We start from the raw sequence: 18,216 nt of genomic DNA, 5'->3' as shown, positions 1-18,216 counted from the left end.
CCATGCGAGAGTAGGACACTGCCAGGCATCAATTAAGCCAAGAGGCCATCCGCAAGGATGGCCTTTTTGCTGTGCGCAAAAGAAAAAAGGCGCAGCCAGGCTGGGTCTTGTATTCCTCGTCGTCAAATCCCTTTTCCAGCAACACCGTTAATCATCTTTATCCAAGAGAAAAGGCCCCGAAGGGCCTTTGATTAGGGTGTGTTTGCTTTTTTTCACTTATTATTCGTTTAGTGCGAACTGCCCTGGGAAATGCCCAGGCCGGTTTGTGAACGTACAAATTGAGAACGGAAGCGCTCACGCTCTTGTTGCCCTGCCAAAGAGCTGTCGGTAACCGAGAATAGCCAGGTGCCAACGAACGCGACAATCATCGAGAACAGCGCCGGATATTCATACGGATAGATGGGTTTCTCATGCCCCAGGATCTGCACCCAGATCGTCGGGCCGAGGATCATCAGGATCACCGCAGTGAGCAGACCCAACCAGCCGCCGATCATGGCACCACGGGTTGTCAGACGTGACCAATACATCGAAAGAATAATAATCGGGAAGTTACAGCTGGCAGCGATAGAGAAAGCCAAGCCGACCATAAAGGCGATATTCTGTTTCTCAAACAAAATCCCCAGAGCTATCGCCACGATACCCAGGATCACCACGGTAATCTTGGAGACGCGCAGTTCGTCACGCTCAGTCGCTTTGCCGTTTTTAATCACGCTGGCGTACAAATCGTGAGATACCGCTGAAGCACCCGCCAACGTCAGGCCTGCGACTACGGCCAAAATGGTGGCAAAGGCGACAGCAGAGATAAAGCCGAGGAAGAAGTTGCCGCCCACGGCGTTGGCTAAATGCACCGCCGCCATATTGGTACCGCCCAGCAGAGCCCCGGTGGCATCTTTGAACGCCGGGTTAGGGCTGACCAACAAGATGGCCCCGAAGCCGATAATAAAGGTCAGGATATAGAAGTAACCGATAAAACCGGTGGCGTAGAACACGCTTTTGCGGGCCTCTTTAGCGTCGCTCACGGTAAAGAAACGCATCAGAATATGTGGCAGACCAGCGGTACCGAACATCAGCGCCAACCCCAGAGACAACGCAGAAATAGGGTCGGAAACCAGACCGCCCGGGCTCATGATGGCGAGGCCTTTTGGGTGCACCTTCACGGCTTCGGCAAACAGGGTGTTGAAGTCGAAATTGACCGATTTCATCACCATCAACGCCATAAAGCTGGCGCCGGCCAGTAACAGCACCGCCTTGATAATCTGCACCCAGGTGGTGGCCAACATCCCGCCGAACAAGACGTACAGCACCATCAGAATACCGACCAGAATGACCGCCACGTGGTAATTGAGGCCGAACAGCAGCTGAATCAGCTTGCCGGCACCGACCATTTGGGCAATCAGATACAGTGCGACCACCACCAGAGAGCCACAGGCGGAGAGCGTACGGATTGGCTTTTGTTTTAACCGGTAGGAAGCCACGTCGGCAAAGGTGTAACGGCCCAGGTTACGCAGGCGTTCTGCAATCAGGAACAAAATGATCGGCCAACCGATCAGGAAACCGATGGAGTAAATCAGTCCGTCATAGCCGGAGGTATACACCAGGGCAGAAATACCCAGGAAAGAGGCCGCTGACATAAAATCGCCGGCAATCGCCAGACCGTTCTGCAGACCGGTAATTTTCCCGCCGGCGGTGTAATAGTCCTGACGTGAGCGAGTGCGTTTTGAGGCCCAATAGGTGATATACAGCGTGGCGCCGACAAACAGGATGAACATGACGATGGCCTGAATGTTCAACGGTTGGCGCTTCACTTCACCGCCAATGGCATCGGCAAAGGCCAGGCCCGGTAGCATCATCAGAGCGGCGGCGGACAGTAAACGCTTCATTTCTTCACCTCACGCAGGATTTCTGCAGTCAGGCGATCGAATTCGCCGTTGGCGCGGAATACGTAGATCCCGGTGAGCACAAAAGAGATCACGATCAGGCCAACGCCTACCGGGATCCCGCGGGTAATAGTAGATCCTGCGGCGATCGGGGTGCCCAACCACTGAGGATCGAAGGCGATCAATAAAATAAAGCCAACGTAGAGCGCTAGTGTAATCAGCGACAGCAGCCAGGCAAATCGGCTGCGTTTTCGCACCAGCTCGATAAAGCGCGGGTTTTCCTCAATCCCTTGATAAATGGTGTCATTCATCAGAGTGTCTCCAGTAGGTATTGAACGAATACGCCGCGCTTGAAGCCGATCATTGGGTTATCTTCCCGCCGATCGGCCAGAGGCGGCGTAAATTATGACGGCACTTTCATTGATTGTTTTTCTTCCAACAGCTTGTCGACTACGGCCGGATCCGCCAGCGTTGAGGTATCCCCCAGGTTGCTGGTATCGCCGGCGGCAATTTTGCGCAAGATACGGCGCATGATCTTGCCGGAGCGCGTTTTGGGCAGGGAATCTGTCCAGTGCAGCACGTCCGGGGTAGCGATCGGCCCTATTTCTTTACGTACCCAGTTACGGACTTCGGTATAAAGCTCAGGCGAAGGTTCCTCGCCGTGATTGAGCGTGATATAGGCGTAAATTGCCTGGCCTTTAATGTTATGCGGAATGCCGACTACCGCCGCTTCGGCGATTTTCGGATGAGAGACCAGGGCGGATTCGATTTCGGCGGTGCCCAGACGGTGGCCGGACACGTTCAGAACGTCGTCGACGCGGCCAGTGATCCAGTAGTATCCGTCTTCGTCACGGCGCGCGCCGTCACCGCTGAAATACATGCCTTTAAAGGTGGAGAAGTAGGTTTGCTCGAAGCGATCGTGATCGCCGAACAGGGTTCGCGCCTGGCCAGGCCAGGAGTCGGTGATCACCAGATTGCCTTCGCAGGCACCTTCTTGCGGCGTGCCGACATTATCGACCAGCGCCGGCTGTACGCCGAAGAACGGACGCGTTGCCGAGCCGGCTTTCAGCTCGGTGGCGCCCGGTAGTGGGGTGATCATAAAGCCGCCGGTTTCGGTCTGCCACCAGGTGTCTACGATGGGGCATTTGCCGTTGCCGATTTTATTGTAATACCACTCCCAGGCTTCCGGGTTGATTGGCTCACCCACCGATCCCATGATACGCAGCGAGTCGCGTTTGGTGCCTTCGATCGCTTTGTCGCCTTCAGCCATCAGGGCACGAATGGCGGTGGGCGCGGTGTACAGAATATTGACCTGATGCTTGTCGATCACCTGTGACAGACGGTTGACGCCAGGGTAGTTCGGCACACCTTCAAACATCAGGGTAATGGCGCCACAGGCCAGTGGGCCGTACAGCAGATAGCTGTGGCCGGTGACCCAACCGACGTCGGCGGTACACCAGTACACGTCGCCATCGTGGTAGTCGAACACGTACTTAAAGGTCAGGGCGGCATAAACCAGGTAGCCGCCAGTGGTGTGTAGCACACCCTTGGGTTTGCCGGTTGACCCCGAGGTATAAAGGATAAACAGCGGATCTTCCGCATTCATCTCTTCCGGCGGGCAGTCGGCTGAGACGCCTTCGGTCAGCTCATGCCACCACAGATCGCGGCCTTCCTGCCAGTAGCCCGGTTTGCCGGTGCGCTTGAACACCACAACGTTGGCGACGCTTTTCACACCAGGATTTTTCAGCGCATCATCGACGTTTTTCTTCAAGGGTACGGCACGTCCGGCACGCAGGCCTTCGTCAGCGGTAATCACCAGTTTTGAGTTGGAATCGATAATTCGTCCGGCGACCGCTTCCGGTGAGAAACCGCCAAAGATGACCGAATGCACGGCCCCGATGCGGGCGCAGGCCAGCATGGCCACCGCAGCTTCCGGTACCATCGGCATATAGATAGCCACGACGTCGCCTTTTTTAACGCCCAGCTTTTTCAGCACGTTGGCGAACTGGCAGACATCGTGGTGCAGTTGTTTGTAGGTCACTTTTTTTGACTGGGTGGGATCGTCACCTTCCCAGATGATGGCGGTTTGGTCACCACGTTCAGCCAGGTGGCGATCGAGGCAGTTGGCTGCCAGGTTCAGGGTACCGTCTTCAAACCAGCGAATGCTGATATGGCCCGGATCAAACGAGGTGTTTTTTACCCGGCTATAAGGCTTTATCCAGTCGAGAATTTTTCCCTGCTCGCCCCAGAACGTTTCTGGGTCTTGCACAGATTGTTGATAATATTGTTGATATTGTGTCGGACTGATCAGGGCGTGTTCTGCAATTGCAGAAGGAATAGCGTGTTTATGCACTTGGCTCATAGCTTTTCTCCTTGAAGTTGTTAATGATATGTCAACTGAAGGTTAAGTATAGTTTGCTCCGATTCTTTGTTTCTTTTTTGCGCGGCAGATCACGCAACGAAGATATTGATTTGTAATAGTTCTGCCCCATTTGTGTTGAGCATCTATCTGCTTGGCGGGAAAAAACGTTCAGATACCAAGTTTTCGCCAGAAAACACTATCTAAAGAACTAAAAAGAATAAACAATCCCACAATAAACCCGTTTTTTATCGCCATTTTTTAATATAAAACGCCACTGTTAAAATCTCGGTTAAATCCTTTTGGAACATAGTTCCCTTTTGATATTCGATGTTGATATTAATAGTGGAGTGGTCAGTCAGCGGCGTTAATAAGAGAATGACTTGAGAATCATCCTAATAAATAGACGATAAAATGCGGTACCTGAACGTTCTGATATTTTCATTTTTAAAACTTTATTGCAACAAAATATAAACATGCATGATGGACTAAATATGCAAGATTAGCGAAAATAAACGCACTTCCATCCGACTAAAAAAGCAAAGTATGAGGTGGTTTCGTGATACATCTCGCATAAAATTATGCTTTTAATAACAACTAATTATGTTTGGTGAAATTAAATACTAAATTCATTGGTGATTATATTTTGCACAGAAGGTCGATAAAACAAGGCTTGCAGAGCATGCCTTTCAGATGGTACAGATTTAAATAGCGTCACACTAAGGGCAGGTGAGCGCTTCGTTGTCATCAACATAAGCCTGTATTAAATGATTAAGTATTCTTTTCGGCGAATTGTTTTAAATACGCGGAAAAGAGTCTTTGAGGACTTTTTGGGTATGAAAAGTGTAAAAATCAGTCTTGCTTGGCAAATCCTGATCGCGTTGGTACTGGGTATTATCGTTGGGGCCGTACTCCATAATCAGACGGAATCACGAGAGTGGTTAGTCAGCAATATTCTTAGCCCGGCGGGAGATATATTTATTCGCCTGATTAAGATGATTGTTGTGCCGATTGTTATTTCTACACTGGTTGTCGGTATCGCCGGGGTGGGAGATGCGAAAAAGCTGGGTCGGCTCGGATTGAAAACCATTATTTACTTTGAAGTGATCACCACTGTTGCCATCGTGGTGGGGCTGACGCTGGCTAATGTTTTTCAACCCGGTCACGGTATCGACATGTCGACGCTGACCGCAGTCGATATCTCGCAGTATGAAAAAACCACTGAGCAGGTGCAAAGTGGATCGCACAGCCTGGTTGCCACGGTTCTGTCGTTGATCCCGTCGAACATTTTCGCTTCGATGGCGAAGGGCGACATGTTGCCGATCATCTTCTTCTCGGTGCTCTTTGGTCTTGGTCTGTCGTCATTGCCGAAAGAAACCAAAGAGCCGCTGCTGAAGGTGTTTAAAGCCGTTTCCGAAAGCATGTTCAAAGTCACTCATATGATCATGCGCTATGCGCCGATCGGGGTATTTGGTCTGATCTCAGTGACGGTTGCCAACTTTGGTTTCGCCTCGCTGTGGCCTTTGGCCAAGCTGGTGGTGCTGGTGTACTTTGCTATCGCCTTCTTCGCTTTGGTGGTGCTGGGCGCCGTTGCTCGCATTTGCAATCTGCGTATCTGGACGTTGATTCGTATTTTGAAGGATGAACTGATCCTGGCCTTCTCCACAGCCAGTTCAGAAACGGTGTTGCCGCGTATCATCGAAAAAATGGAAGCCTACGGTGCACCGAAGGCGATCACCAGTTTTGTGGTGCCGACGGGTTATTCCTTTAATCTGGACGGCTCGACGCTGTATCAGAGCATCGCCGCCATTTTTATTGCGCAGCTGTACGGTATTGAGCTGTCCCTGGGGCAGGAGATTGTCCTGGTGGTGACGCTGATGCTGACCTCTAAGGGCATTGCCGGCGTGCCGGGGGTTTCCTTTGTGGTGCTGTTGGCCACGCTGGGCAGCGTCGGGATCCCGTTGGAAGGTCTGGCGTTTATCGCCGGGGTTGACCGTATTCTGGATATGGCACGTACCGCGCTGAACGTGGTGGGTAATGCGTTGGCGGTATTGGTGGTCGCGAAATGGGAGCACCAGTTCGACAGCAAAAAGGCGCGGGCTTACGAACAAGCGTTCTTGTCCGGCAAGGTAAAGCAGGTCAATGAGTCTTAACGGCTATTGCGCTTGCTTATGAAAAAACCCGCCTTGTGCGGGTTTTTTTCGTTCATTTTCCACAGAGGAATTAACAGGAAGGTGCGGAACCTTGCGGTGGCAAGAAGCGCAGCGGATCCAGAGCGGTAGCGCGATAGCGTATTTGGAAGTGCAGCATGACCTTATCGGTACCTGTGCTGCCCATGGTGGCGATTTTCTGCCCGGCTTTCACTTCCTGCGCGTTGCGCACCAGCAGGGTGTTGTTATGAGCGTAGGCGCTGATGTACTCGTCATTGTGTTTGATCATAATCAGGTTGCCGTAGCCCCGCAGTTGGTTACCCACGTACACCACTCGACCTTTGGCTGCGGCAAATACCGGCTGCCCGCGGTTACCGGCGATATCAATGCCTTTATTGCCACCGTCGGCGGTAGAATACTTGCTGACGATATTGCCCTGGGTTGGCCAGCGCCAGCATTTGATACTGCTGCGGATCGGCGGCGCCACGACCGCAAGTTGGCCTGTCGATTTCGTTTTGCGCGTTTTACCTTTCTGCGCCGTCGTATTATTCAACGCCAGCTTTTGGCCAATTTCGAGATTATAAGGCTTGGGGATCTTGTTGCGACGCGCCAGCTCGCTGACTTCGCTATTGGTGATCCAGGCAATATAGAACAGGGTATCACCGCGTTTGACGGTATAGGTGCTGCCGCTATAGCTGCCTCTGGCCAGGCTATCGTAGTCGCGGTCATAGGTGTTGGCCTTCTTTCCGGAGCCACAGCCCAGCAACGCAAGACTGACTACGCACACGGCCATCAGCCGCCATACAGCGAATGTGCTTCCCATACTCAAATATCGTCCTTAAACGTCGTCGCCCTTAGTAGTTATGCTGCCAGGTGGTACTTGTGCGGGAGCATAGTGATCTTCGTATAGTAACATCAACGGCTATGTGGTCAAAAAAGCTGCCTGGTGGTTTCACTGGACGGCGAAATATGCCGCCTTCATTTTGTCACTGTATAATAATGCGATAATTTTCACCGTCCTGGTAACTTCACCATGTCCCTCTTGTCTGCCCGTTATTTATTACCCACCGCCGCGTTGTTGCTGATTGCATTGCTGATTTATAGCGGTGTTTACCCCTATGACCGAATGACCTGGCTGATGGAAGTCATGCCGGTTGTGATAGCGCTGGTCGTCTTGGGGCTGACCCGGCGTCGTTATCCGCTAACCCCCTTGTTGTACCAGCTGATTTTTCTCCACGCGTTAATCTTGATTTTTGGCGGTATGTATAGCTATGCGCGCGTGCCCGCCGGGTTTTACGTGCAGGAGTTATTGGGATTGGGGCGTAACCCCTACGATAAGCTTGGGCATTTTTTCCAGGGGCTGGTTCCAGCGCTGGTGGCGCGGGAAATCCTGCTGCGTGGGGGCTATGTCCAGGGCCGGAAAATGTTGGGTTTCGTGGTGTGCTGCATTGCTCTGGCCATCAGTGCTGTTTATGAACTGATCGAATGGTGGGCCGCATTGGCGTTGGGACAAGGCGCTGATGAGTTTCTGGGAACACAGGGCGACCCATGGGATACCCAGTCTGACATGTTCTGTGCCCTGTTGGGGGCGGCATGTGGGCTGTTGCTGTTCGGCCGTCGACAGGATCGGCAACTGGCTGGTTTAAGCGCGAAATAGCGTTCCTCCGTTTATCAACTAAAGTATTAGGTTTTAGCCTGCAGCTCGCTTCGGGGTAATGGAGTAGGCGGAAATGGATATGCAAGAAACCTTAACGCTCTCAAGCTATCTGGTACTGGCCGCCACCTTGCTGGTGGCCTATGTCATTTTCGGCATTGCCGGTTTTGGCTCGGCGTTGGTCGCCAGTCCGGTGATGGCGCTTTATATTCCGGTAGCGAAAATTGTTCCTTTGCTGGCGCTGCTGGACATGTGCGCGGCCATTGTTAACGTCAGCCGCGATGGTCGCAATGCACAATGGGCAGAATTAAAACGGCTGATCCCGGTGATGATTATCGGCAGTCTTCTGGGCGCGGCGATCCTGCTGAAAACCCGGCCGGATATCCTCTTGTTGGCGTTGGGCATTTTTGTGGTGCTCTATGCTCTTTATTCGCTCAGCGGTTTAAAACCCGATCGGCAATTTTCGCCCAAGGCTTCGGTGCCTTTTGGCCTGGTGGGCGGGATTTTCAGTGCATTATTCGGCAGCGGCGGCTTTATCTATGCCATCTATCTCAGTGGTCGTATTGAGAAGAAAGAGGCTTTCCGGATGACTCAAACCACGCTTATCGGGATGAGTACGTTGACGCGGGTGGTTATTTTCACCTTTGCCGGTGTTTATCTGGACATTGATTTATTGCTACTGGCATTGGTGCTGCTGCCGGGGATGTTGGTTGGGATTACCCTGGGGCGTCATTTCACTTTGAAAATGTCACGTGAGCAATTCCTGAAGCTAATCAATGTGATTTTGTTGGCCTCGGGTACCGCGCTGATGGTTAAGTATTTCAGTTGAGCATGCTGGGCGGAATGCCTTCTGCCATGCCAGCGAGCTTTACTTCGATCCCAATTAAGCGGCGCTGGTGGGTGTGGCCACTTATTCAGGCATTCTCTCAGGCGCGCCAGGCCCTCAGGTTATGAGGGCCAAGCCGGTGATTTATTGCATGGGCATGCCGGCATCAAGGCGCATCAGGGCAAGCAGTAAGCCGCTGAGTGCGGCATAGAAGCCAAACTTGTCGTAACTGAGGCAGCGCTGATTAAACTCCGGCAGCCAACTCAGACAGTGAATCAAGGCTTCACTTCGCAGTTCAAGCAATTCTCTGCGCTCATTCCCAGCTTCTGTTAACGCGAAATTAAGGTGACTTAACAGTTCGACAACCAGAGCTAAATGATCTTCCGGTTCGCCAAAGGAACTCGCCACCGCCATGCCCGATTGTGCCAACAGCGCTTTCATCTGCGCGCTGGGTTCCTGCTTAAAACGCGAAGATTCCAACTGATAACAAGAGGAATAGGGTAACGCAGCGGACTTCTCCGTCATCAGGAACAGCCCGGCGAAGTCGGCGGCCAATTCCAGTTGGGCGTCGGGCCGCTGTTGGAGTGCCGTAACGGTTTGTCTGAATTGGGTTACCGGCGCTGTCAGCCCCGGCAGCGGTTCAATTATTGCCAGCCATGCGGTGAGTTCAGGGCTGGTCAGTTCTGCAATTTGCAGGTCGCTAAGCTCGCGGGCGAAACTGCCGGATAACCAGGCATAGAGGCAAGCATAATGCGGATGTCCCAGCGCTGAAATATTATCTTCCATGGAACCACCTCCTTACTGCGGCACGTTTGCTGGCGTCATCGGCACGTAGTCGCATTGCGCAACCATTTCCAATGGGCCATCAAAGGCGGTAACAGGTTCGATTTTGCCATTAAAGCGTTCAATCTCAACCAGTGCCGTATGGGCGCTAGTCGCCTGAGCCAGCTCGGAAGAACCGATATCCAACGTCAGTACATTTGGATTGCCGTATTTGCACAGGCTACCCGCCACGCCGCCACGTTCAGGATCGTACCAGGCACCCTCATGGATGCGGATCACTCCCGGCGCATAGCGATCTGAAACTACCGCACCCGCTAAAACCTGCCCGCGGGCGTTAAACACCCGAACAACATCACCATTATTGATGCCGCGAGCATTCGCATCTTCCGGGCTGATAAATACCGGTTCCTTACCTGCAACGCTGTACTGTGCACGCAAGGTTTCAGACTCGCACAGCTGGGAGTGCAGCCGGAAATCGGGATGTACCGACTGCAAATGAAGTGGATAGCTTGCTGAAAGCGGCCCGCCGTGTGAACGTTCTGCCTTTTCAAACCACATTGGGTAACCTTTGCAGTTCTTATAATTCATATCCGCAATACTCTTTGAGTAAATCTCGATCAGGCCGCTTGGGGTGCCTAAAGGTTCCAGATCCGGGTCTTGACGAAACGCCTGGTGACGCACGAACATTTCGGGGTGATGGAACTCGACGTAGCCATCGCCATCCCAAAACTCATCGAATGCAGGCAAAGTCACGCCGCGTCCTTTGCCCTGGCGCGCGCCGTCCTGATAAATGCGTTTGATCCAACCCATTTCATCCAGGCCTTCGGTGAAATCACGTTCGCGATCGAACAGTTTGCAAAGTTCGCGCAGGATATCGAAGTCATTACGTGCCTCAAATTGCGGCGGTACCAGCTGTTTCATCGCGATAATGCCGCGATTGGAGTGGTTGCCAAACTGATCGAGATCGTTGCGTTCGAATTGTGTGGTAGCAGGCAGAACGATATCGGCAAAACGACAGGTTGAGGTCCACTGATTATCAATAGAAATCACGGTTTCCAGTTTTTGCCAGCCGGCAATCATCCGGTTAACCTGCTGATGGCGATGGAACGGATTGGTGCCTGCAAACACGCACATTTTCAGCATTGGCAGCTTGACGCGTTTGCCATTCCAATCGATCTCCTTGCCCGGCTCCAGCATGGCATCGATAAAGCGCGCGATCGGAATGGTACTGCTGTAACCTTTGAAATCCCCCTTGGCATGGCGTGCCGGCGTAGCGGTGGAACCGGAGAAACCGCTCAGGATCACCCCTTTGCGGCTCGGTGTACCTGCGCCGTTGTAGTGCCAACCAAAACCGAACCCGCCGCCAGGTAAGCCGATTTGGCCAAGCATCGCCGCCAGTACTACCGTCATCCACGCCCATTGTTCGCCGTGTTGCATACGTTGCACGCACCAGCCCGCAATGATTTGCGTACGGTTGGCCGCCATTTGACGAGCCAATGCCTGAATGATTTCAGCATCGACGCCACACAGTGCTGACGCCCATTGGGCATCTTTAGGTTGGCCGTCCGTTTGGCCCAGCAAATAAGGGAGGAATTGCTCGAAGCCAACGCAATAGGTTTTGAGGAAGTGGGTATCGTGCAGATTCTCGCTGTACAGCGTGTGCGCCAGCGCTAACTGTAAGGGCACGTCTGTTTGCGGATTCAGAGCGATGTGCTGCACATGCTCACGGCCTAAAAACGCATGGGTCGATGACACCACTGGGTCAATGCTGACGACGTTGATTTCGCCTTTGGCCACTTTGGCTTTAAGTTCGGCGTAATATTCATAAACATCATGATCCGGACACCACCAGTTGGCCTGCTGGTTTTTCACCAGATCCGATCCCCAAAGCACCAGGGTTTTGCTGTTTTGCAGCACCAGTGGCCAGGAAGTTTGCTGTTCATACACTTCCATTGAACCCACCACCCTCGGCAGAATCACCTGGGCGGCACCCGTTGAATAGTCGCCGCCGGTACCGACAGAATCTCCGTGCAGGGCCAGCGCCCGAGCCAGCATGCCCGCGGCATTGTGGAACATGCCGGTCGATTGCCAACCGGTGCCGGATAGCAGAGCAGACGGGCCGTAGGTGTTCTGCACCCGCTCAAGCTCTTGATAGAACAGGTTCAGTGCTTCATCCCAACTTACCCGCACAAAACGGTTGTCGCCGCGCTGGGTGGTATCACTCAAATGGCGTTTACGCATCCAGTCAATTCGTACCATCGGGTAACGGATGCGTGCCGTGCCATGGACATGATCGGGTAAGCCCGCAATCATTTTCGAGGGATATTTATCCATTTCGAAGGGTTTGGCAGCGACAAATCGCCCGTCCACCACGGTCGCGCGGATGGCTCCCCAATGGGAACCGGTCAGTATACCTTCTTGCAACCCTCCCTGAGCCAGGGCGTTTTTGGGTACTAACAGCGAAGGGCCTATCATGCCAATGGCCGTTAAGCCACCAAGCTGAGCCAGAAAACGACGGCGGGACAAGCTGACTTTCTGTGATGATTTCATGTGCATTCTCCCTTAGTGCTTCTGGTCTGCGCCGCCGGTATCGGAAGCATTCATCTGCAAATATTTCAGCAGGGTGCGTTCTTCGCGCTTATCAAGGCTGGTAAAGCCCACCATGCCGTTCAGCGTGCCGATCCAGCCGTTGGCATCAAAGTGCGCAATGTCAGGGGCACCGTGGCACTGATTGCAGGTTCCGGTGTACAGCGCGCTGGTGTAGGCCCAAATCGGTTTGATATCGTTGACCAGGTCGCCTTTTTGTACCCAGGCGGTGGTTTGAAGTTTGCTCCACTCCGCACCGGTGGCGGCTACCGTGGTTTTTTCAAGCGTTTGGGCGTGTTTTTGCACTTCATCGCGAATGGACGAAACAAAAATGCGTTTGCCAGGCAGCAGCGACAGTACGCGTTGGCGCCCCTCGGTTTCTGTCCAACCCACGATTTGCACTTCGAGCCAATCGCCGTCACGTTTTAAGACCTTAACTTCTGAGGCCGGCAGCAGTGAGCCAGCCGGTTCTTTATCGCCTTTGGCCGCGTAGATAGGTTTCATGTCCAGCGTATACAGCGTGTTGCCGTTGCTGTTTTCGTTGGCCTGCAGGCGCATATCTTCAAATTGCTTGCGGAAACCGCTACTCATGTCCGGCAGTTGGTGAGCAATCCCCTTGTGACAATCAACGCAAGACTGATTGTCCTTCGCCGCAATGCTCATCTGTTTGGCCGCTTCCGGGTGCTGCTTGCTGTGCTCCATGGCCTCGTAGTTATGGCAAGAACGGCAGCCGACGGAGTTGTTGTCTTTCATGCGCTTCCATTCACGCTTGGCCAATTCGGCGCGTTTCGCTTCGAATTTCTCAGGCGTATCAATCGAATGGGCAATAAAGTTTTGATAGAGATCGTTGGCTGCTTCCAGCTTGCGCCACAGCATGCCTGGAACATCCGGTGGGATATGGCAGTCACGGCATTCTGCGCGGACGCCGGACGCATTCTTGAAGTGAACGGACTGTTGATATTCTTGATATACCGGCTGCATCGCATGGCAACTGACGCAGAATTCCGTATTGCTGGTCAGCTTAATGCCAGCGTGCGGCACGATGATGATGGCCAATCCGAGAATACAACCGATCCCTAACAGTGCCAGCACTGACCACCTGGCGCTGGGCCGTGTCAGTTTTCGCCAAAGTTTGCTCATAAATAAACCTTCTCGTTATTATGGGTACTCCTTTAGTAGGATATTGAGTAAATATGAATGGGGTCACCGGTCTGGATGAATGGAGTAAGTCAGAATATGAATGGATATGAACAGACTGAAGCGAGCGTGAAATCATGAGCCATCACATTGTTATCGTTGAAGACGATCCGGTTACACAGGCGCGCTTACGTGATTATTTTGTTCATGAGGGCTATCAGGTTTCTGTGGCCGAAAGCGGGGCGGGGCTGAAGGAAATTATGCTGCTTCAGCCGGTGGATCTGGTACTGCTGGACATCAACCTGCCCAATGAAAACGGCTTGTTGCTGACCCGATCTCTGCGTGAACGCTCAAACGTCGGCATTATTCTCGTGACCGGCCGTTGTGAGCAAATTGATCGGATTGTAGGGCTGGAAATGGGGGCGGATGACTATGTCACTAAACCCCTCGAGTTGCGTGAGCTGGTGGTGCGCGTCAAAAACCTCCTTTGGCGTATCGATTTGGCCAAGACGCCAGCAAGGCAAGGGCAACAGGAAAACTGCTATCTGTTCGCCGGATATTGCCTTAATCCTTCCAGGCATACGCTGGAATGCGAGGGGGAGCCGATTCGCCTGACGCGAGCCGAATACGAAATGCTGCTGGCGTTTATTACCAACCCGGGCACGGTGTTGAGCCGCGAACGGCTGTTGCGCATGTTGTCATCTCACCGGGTGGACCAGCCGGATCTTCGTACCGTAGATGTATTGATCCGCCGGTTGAGAAACAAATTGAGCCACGAACTGTTCGTCACCAGGCATGGCGAGGGTTACTTTCTCGCGGCTGAGGTTAGCTGAAGGGAACAGGTACACCGGGCGAAAACCCAGGGGAGAAAGGGATAGCTTTACCTTCTCAGGGGAAATGTTCGCTGGCGTCAGTACCAGAATTTGCGGGCTGATGTTCATGTCCACGTTTTGATGCTGCAAGGCTCGAATGGCTTGATCGACGGCCAGCTCGCCCTGTAGCGCCATCTGGTCACTGGCTGCCACGATGATTCTGCCCCGTTTCAGTCCCCGATATACCTGATGTGACAGGTAAAAAGAGACAATTCCCAAGGGATGGCGACGGTTGCGTGCTTCCCCCATGGCGACCTGAGCGGCAATGGCATTCCCGGCAATCAGGTTGATTTCAGGGTGTTTTTCCAGCATGTCCTGTAATAAGTTGCGCTGTATCTCTACGTCGTTATCGCCATAAACCACATCAACGATCTGTATCGAACTTTCTTCCACCGCGGTGCGAAATCCGTCAACCATTTCCCGGCTGCCTCCGGCATCCTTTGGCCCAGGCATCAGCAGCACATGGAGTGAAGGGTGAGGGGGATGCTCGGCCAGATATCGGCCGGGTTGGTAGCCCATTTGAAACCAGGGCACGCCCACTCGGGCTTTGGCCGCCGCAAAATTCAGTTCATTCACCACGGCAATCACCGGCGTGTTGCCAACGGATGCTGCCAGGTTGGGGAATTGAGCCAGGCTGCTGCCAAGCAAAATCGCATCGGCCCCCCATTGGCGACAGAGCGTTAATTGTTCGCGTTGGGTTTCAAGCTGCGAATAGCCACCGGCTTCAAATATCTTCAGCTGCACTTTGGTTCGCTGGGCTTCACGGATCATGCCGTAATTGATCGAGAGCCAGTAAGCGTCCTTCAGGCTGGGGTAGAGGGCGCACAATTTCCAACGGCGTTCCATCTGCAATACCGGCATGGCGGCAACCGGCTCTGATTGTCGCTCGTTTAGCCAGCGCACCAGAGGGGCTTGCGAAACAGCCAATGCCGAGCAGGTTATCGTGCCGCAGAAAAACGGCAGAAGAAAACGGAAAATCGCGCTGCGCATAATAGCCTCATATTTAATAAGTCTTTATGCTAGAGGTTTCGTCACTGATAAAACAACTTTAATTTCATCATCAGGATACCTATGGGGCACCCTTCGTTAACACAGCGACTTTGGTTGGCTTTTCTGCTGATGGCAGGGTTAGCGCTGATCAGTTCGCTGATAGGTTGGTTGGGTTTTCGCTTTATGGGCGAGGTCGAACAAAACCACACCCGGTCGGTGATCCCGACGATGAATTTGGCCCGGCAACTCAGTGAGGCCAGTGCATACGAATTGTTTTCCGCCCAAAGTTTAACGAATGCCGATACCCAAGCCGATTGGATGGCACAAGGAAAGATGCTCACGGTGCAAAGTTTGCGTATCAGCCGGCTTTTGGAACGTTTGCGCAGCCAAGGGTTTGATACGACGGCGATAGAGCAGCAGGAGTCCGACATTACGCGCAGTTTAGGTCTGCAGGGTGAGTTGGTTGGTCAGCGCCTGACGCTGCGAAAACAGCAGCGCGATCTTTCCCGTGAAATTATGGATGCAGCGGCCCGCATTGCCGAGTTGGCCAAAGGGCAGTTAAACAATGCCGCAACGGCCGCAGGCGTTACGCAGGCAGGGATTTACGATTTGATTGAGCAGCATCGCAATCAGGCCGCGGAGCAGGCGTTAGACCGCCTGATCGATATCGATTATGAATATCAAAATCAAATGGCCGAGCTACGGCTCAATGCGATACAAATTGAGCATCTGATTTTGCTGCTGGAGAAGGAGCTTGCCGAGCGTGCGCCAGCAGAATTAATCTCCCGTATCGGCAACTACGTTCGTATTCTCCAGCGCAGGCAGGAGCGAGTCGAAGATCCCCTTACAAGCGAAAAGATAGCGCGTGAATTACAGACCCTGGAACGTTATCAACAGCTTGCGGCACTGTATCAGCGGGAACGGGATCTCCGCGCGCAGCTTCAGGCGCTGTCGCAAGACAACCTGGATATGTTTACTCGCTTCAGTACTGAAATCAGCCGTCAGGTCAGCGATATCGAGCGGCGTAATACTCAGGCGTTAGAGGCACTTCGGCAGGCTCGGGAAACGGGAAAGTTCTGGCTGATTATCTTGAGTTTTTTCTCGTTGGTGGCGCTGTCATTGATCCTGTGGCGCGTGGTGTGGCGCTCGGTGACGTTGCCCTTGGCGAAGCAAACAGCGGCTCTGGAAGGGTTATTGGAGGGCGATCTCAACACGCCATTCCCGGCGACTTCCGGTGTGCGGGAGCTAAATACCATGGGGCAGTTGATGGAGGCTTTTCGCGCCAATGCCTATGCCTTACAAAACCAGCGCCAAGACCTGGTGAAGCAGGTCGAATTACGTACTGCAGAATTAGAAGCCATGGTAATGGAGCACCACCAGGCTCGCGCTGAGGCGGAAAAGGCCAACCGGGCTAAGTCGGCCTTTTTGGCCGCGATGAGCCATGAAATTCGAACCCCGTTGCACGGTATTCTTGGCACGGCTCAGCTGTTGTCGGAACAGGCGCTGTCGCTAAAGAACCTCTCCTACGTACAGGCGATCAATGACTCCGGTGAGAGTCTATTGGCGATCCTCAACGATATTCTGGATTACTCCGCGCTCGAGGCGGGTACGAGCAGCGTGACGCTCAACGAAGAGGCTTTCGACCCACGTCAGTTACTGGCGAGTATCATGAGGTTAATCTCCGGGCGGGTACGTAATCGTGAGATTACATTGGCTCTCACTTGTGCTGACGAATTGCCGCAATGGCTCAAGGGTGATGCGCGGCGTATTCGCCAAATTGTGATGAATTTGTTGGCTAACGCCCTGCGTTTCACCGATCAAGGCCGGGTGGATATTCGCTGCCATATTGATGGGCCGCGCTGGCAAATTGACGTTGCAGATACGGGGTGTGGCATTGCCGGTGAAGCACTGGCACAGATTTTCAAACCCTTTGTACAGCTGACGGCCAAGCGCGGTGGCACCGGGCTGGGACTGGCGATCAGCCGGGGGCTGGCGGAGGCACTGCAAGGCAGCTTAAGCGTCACCAGCACGCTGGGGAGCGGCAGCTGTTTTTCACTGAGTCTGCCGCTGATTATCGCGGCTACGCCCATACAGCATCGGGCAGAAGAACGAACGGAACTTTCCGGTTACCGTCTGCTGCTGGTGGAAGATAACCTGGTCACCCAGCGTATTACCGCCGAAATGTTGCTGTCTTGCCATGCCATGGTTGAGGTGGTTGGCGATGGCCAAAGCGCATTGAACCTATTGGCAGTTGATGACGCATTCAGCGGTGTACTGGTGGATTTGGATCTGCCGGATATGGACGGTGTGACGCTCTCTGGGCTGATTGCTGCGTTGCAGCCACAGTTACCCCTTATCGGTTTCAGCGCCCATGTTGCCGACGAAACGTTAAGGCTCCGCGTCGGCGAAGTATTCTGCGGATTGATACAAAAGCCCATCGCCTGTGCAGCATTAAGCCGACTGATTGAGCACTATTTAACAGCAGAAAAATGCCCGATGCAGCTCGCTCCCAGTTTGGATTTCGTTCAGCTAACGCAGGATATGGCGGTGTTCGGTAAAGAGAAAATCAGCGAGTGGCGAGACTTGTTCACAGAACATGCCTTGTCGTGGGTGACTGAGCTTGAACAGGCCAGCGAAGCGGGCGATGAGCGCAAGGTTGCGCATTTGGCACATAAACTAAAAAGCAGCTGTGCCAGTTTGGGCATGCAGCATGCGGTTGAGGCCTGTTCCGAGCTGGAGCAGACACCGGATAAATTGATTCCGCTGCGCCAAATCCTCACGGAAGAATTGCGGCAGCTTTCGGCCTGGATCGATGCGCAATAAGGTCGTGCGATCGAACTTGTCCGATGAAGCGTCCTGTCTCAGAAAGCAAAAAACCCGCCATAGGCGGGTTCTTCTAAATAGGGTGCCCGGACTCGGACAACCGGCGCTTGCGCCGGATTGAACAACGCTTTAGCGTTGGCCCGCAGGGTGAGGCCTCTG

Annotated in this window: 12 protein-coding genes and 1 pseudogene; 5 read left to right on the top strand and 8 right to left on the bottom strand. The window is 53.2% G+C overall.

Annotated features, from left to right (window positions below; genetic code table 11):
• Nucleotides 1-227: 227 nt before the first annotated feature.
• The 3 genes from actP to acs all read right to left on the bottom strand — a co-directional run bounded on the left by actP (nucleotide 228) and on the right by acs (nucleotide 4,239).
• Nucleotides 228-1,880: a cation/acetate symporter ActP gene (actP, locus tag AC1RKG_RS24060; protein ID WP_048762781.1), complete on the bottom strand. Its 1,653-nt coding sequence runs from the start codon at nucleotides 1,878-1,880 to the stop codon at nucleotides 228-230.
• Nucleotides 1,877-2,188 (bottom strand): DUF485 domain-containing protein, encoded by a 312-nt coding sequence (locus AC1RKG_RS24055; RefSeq protein WP_020824859.1) that lies wholly within the window; start codon nucleotides 2,186-2,188, stop codon nucleotides 1,877-1,879. The genes actP and AC1RKG_RS24055 overlap by 4 nt, the downstream gene beginning before the upstream one ends.
• Nucleotides 2,189-2,280: 92 nt before the next feature.
• Nucleotides 2,281-4,239, bottom strand: a complete 1,959-nt coding sequence (gene acs, locus AC1RKG_RS24050) for an acetate--CoA ligase (protein ID WP_048762782.1) — start codon at nucleotides 4,237-4,239, stop codon at nucleotides 2,281-2,283.
• A gap of 833 nt (nucleotides 4,240-5,072) precedes the next feature.
• On the opposite strand from acs, the gene gltP reads away from it, so the two are divergent.
• A complete protein-coding gene (gene gltP, locus AC1RKG_RS24045) occupies nucleotides 5,073-6,389 on the top strand; it encodes a glutamate/aspartate:proton symporter GltP (RefSeq protein WP_122076658.1) in 1,317 nt (438 codons plus the stop codon).
• A 70-nt stretch (nucleotides 6,390-6,459) separates the two neighbouring features.
• On the opposite strand, the gene actS is transcribed toward gltP, so the two are convergent.
• Nucleotides 6,460-7,209: an amidase activator ActS gene (gene actS, locus AC1RKG_RS24040; RefSeq protein ID WP_400827129.1), complete on the bottom strand. Its 750-nt coding sequence runs from the start codon at nucleotides 7,207-7,209 to the stop codon at nucleotides 6,460-6,462.
• Nucleotides 7,210-7,419: 210 nt separating this feature from the next.
• Here actS and AC1RKG_RS24035 point away from each other — a divergent pair, with 210 nt between their 5' ends.
• Both AC1RKG_RS24035 and AC1RKG_RS24030 read left to right on the top strand, forming a co-directional pair.
• Nucleotides 7,420-8,043 carry a DUF2238 domain-containing protein gene (locus AC1RKG_RS24035; RefSeq protein ID WP_493183811.1) on the top strand — a complete coding sequence of 208 codons (624 nt, stop codon included), beginning with the start codon at nucleotides 7,420-7,422 and terminating at the stop codon, nucleotides 8,041-8,043.
• Between the two features lie 79 nt (nucleotides 8,044-8,122).
• Nucleotides 8,123-8,869: a sulfite exporter TauE/SafE family protein gene (locus AC1RKG_RS24030; RefSeq protein ID WP_122080569.1), complete on the top strand. Its 747-nt coding sequence runs from the start codon at nucleotides 8,123-8,125 to the stop codon at nucleotides 8,867-8,869.
• A 141-nt stretch (nucleotides 8,870-9,010) separates the two neighbouring features.
• On the opposite strand, the gene torD is transcribed toward AC1RKG_RS24030, so the two are convergent.
• Genes torD through torC form a run of 3 tightly spaced genes read right to left on the bottom strand, consistent with a single transcriptional unit; the run spans nucleotide 9,011 to nucleotide 13,375 of the window.
• Entirely contained in the window at nucleotides 9,011-9,652 is a 642-nt protein-coding gene (gene torD / locus AC1RKG_RS24025) for a molecular chaperone TorD (protein WP_128865704.1), read from the bottom strand.
• A 12-nt stretch (nucleotides 9,653-9,664) separates the two neighbouring features.
• Entirely contained in the window at nucleotides 9,665-12,199 is a 2,535-nt protein-coding gene (torA, locus tag AC1RKG_RS24020) for a trimethylamine-N-oxide reductase TorA (RefSeq protein WP_493183810.1), read from the bottom strand.
• Nucleotides 12,200-12,211: 12 nt separating this feature from the next.
• Nucleotides 12,212-13,375, bottom strand: a complete 1,164-nt coding sequence (torC, locus tag AC1RKG_RS24015) for a pentaheme c-type cytochrome TorC (RefSeq protein ID WP_493183809.1) — start codon at nucleotides 13,373-13,375, stop codon at nucleotides 12,212-12,214.
• A 134-nt stretch (nucleotides 13,376-13,509) separates the two neighbouring features.
• Between torC and torR the strand changes: the two genes are divergently transcribed.
• Nucleotides 13,510-14,205, top strand: a complete 696-nt coding sequence (torR, locus tag AC1RKG_RS24010; RefSeq protein WP_122076679.1) for a two-component system response regulator TorR — start codon at nucleotides 13,510-13,512, stop codon at nucleotides 14,203-14,205.
• On the opposite strand, the pseudogene torT reads toward torR, so the two are convergent.
• A pseudogene (gene torT / locus AC1RKG_RS24005) lies at nucleotides 14,185-15,234 on the bottom strand (TMAO reductase system periplasmic protein TorT); the annotation flags it as partial. The gene torR and the pseudogene torT overlap by 21 nt on opposite strands.
• Nucleotides 15,235-15,315: 81 nt before the next feature.
• On the opposite strand from torT, the gene torS reads away from it, so the two are divergent.
• Nucleotides 15,316-18,057, top strand: a complete 2,742-nt coding sequence (gene torS / locus AC1RKG_RS24000; protein WP_493183807.1) for a TMAO reductase system sensor histidine kinase/response regulator TorS — start codon at nucleotides 15,316-15,318, stop codon at nucleotides 18,055-18,057.
• Nucleotides 18,058-18,216: the final 159 nt, after the last annotated feature.

The sequence above is a fragment of the Serratia sp. GW822-FHT06D09 genome (genome assembly GCF_058799515.1).
This window is presented reverse-complemented; position numbering and strand designations above follow the sequence as displayed.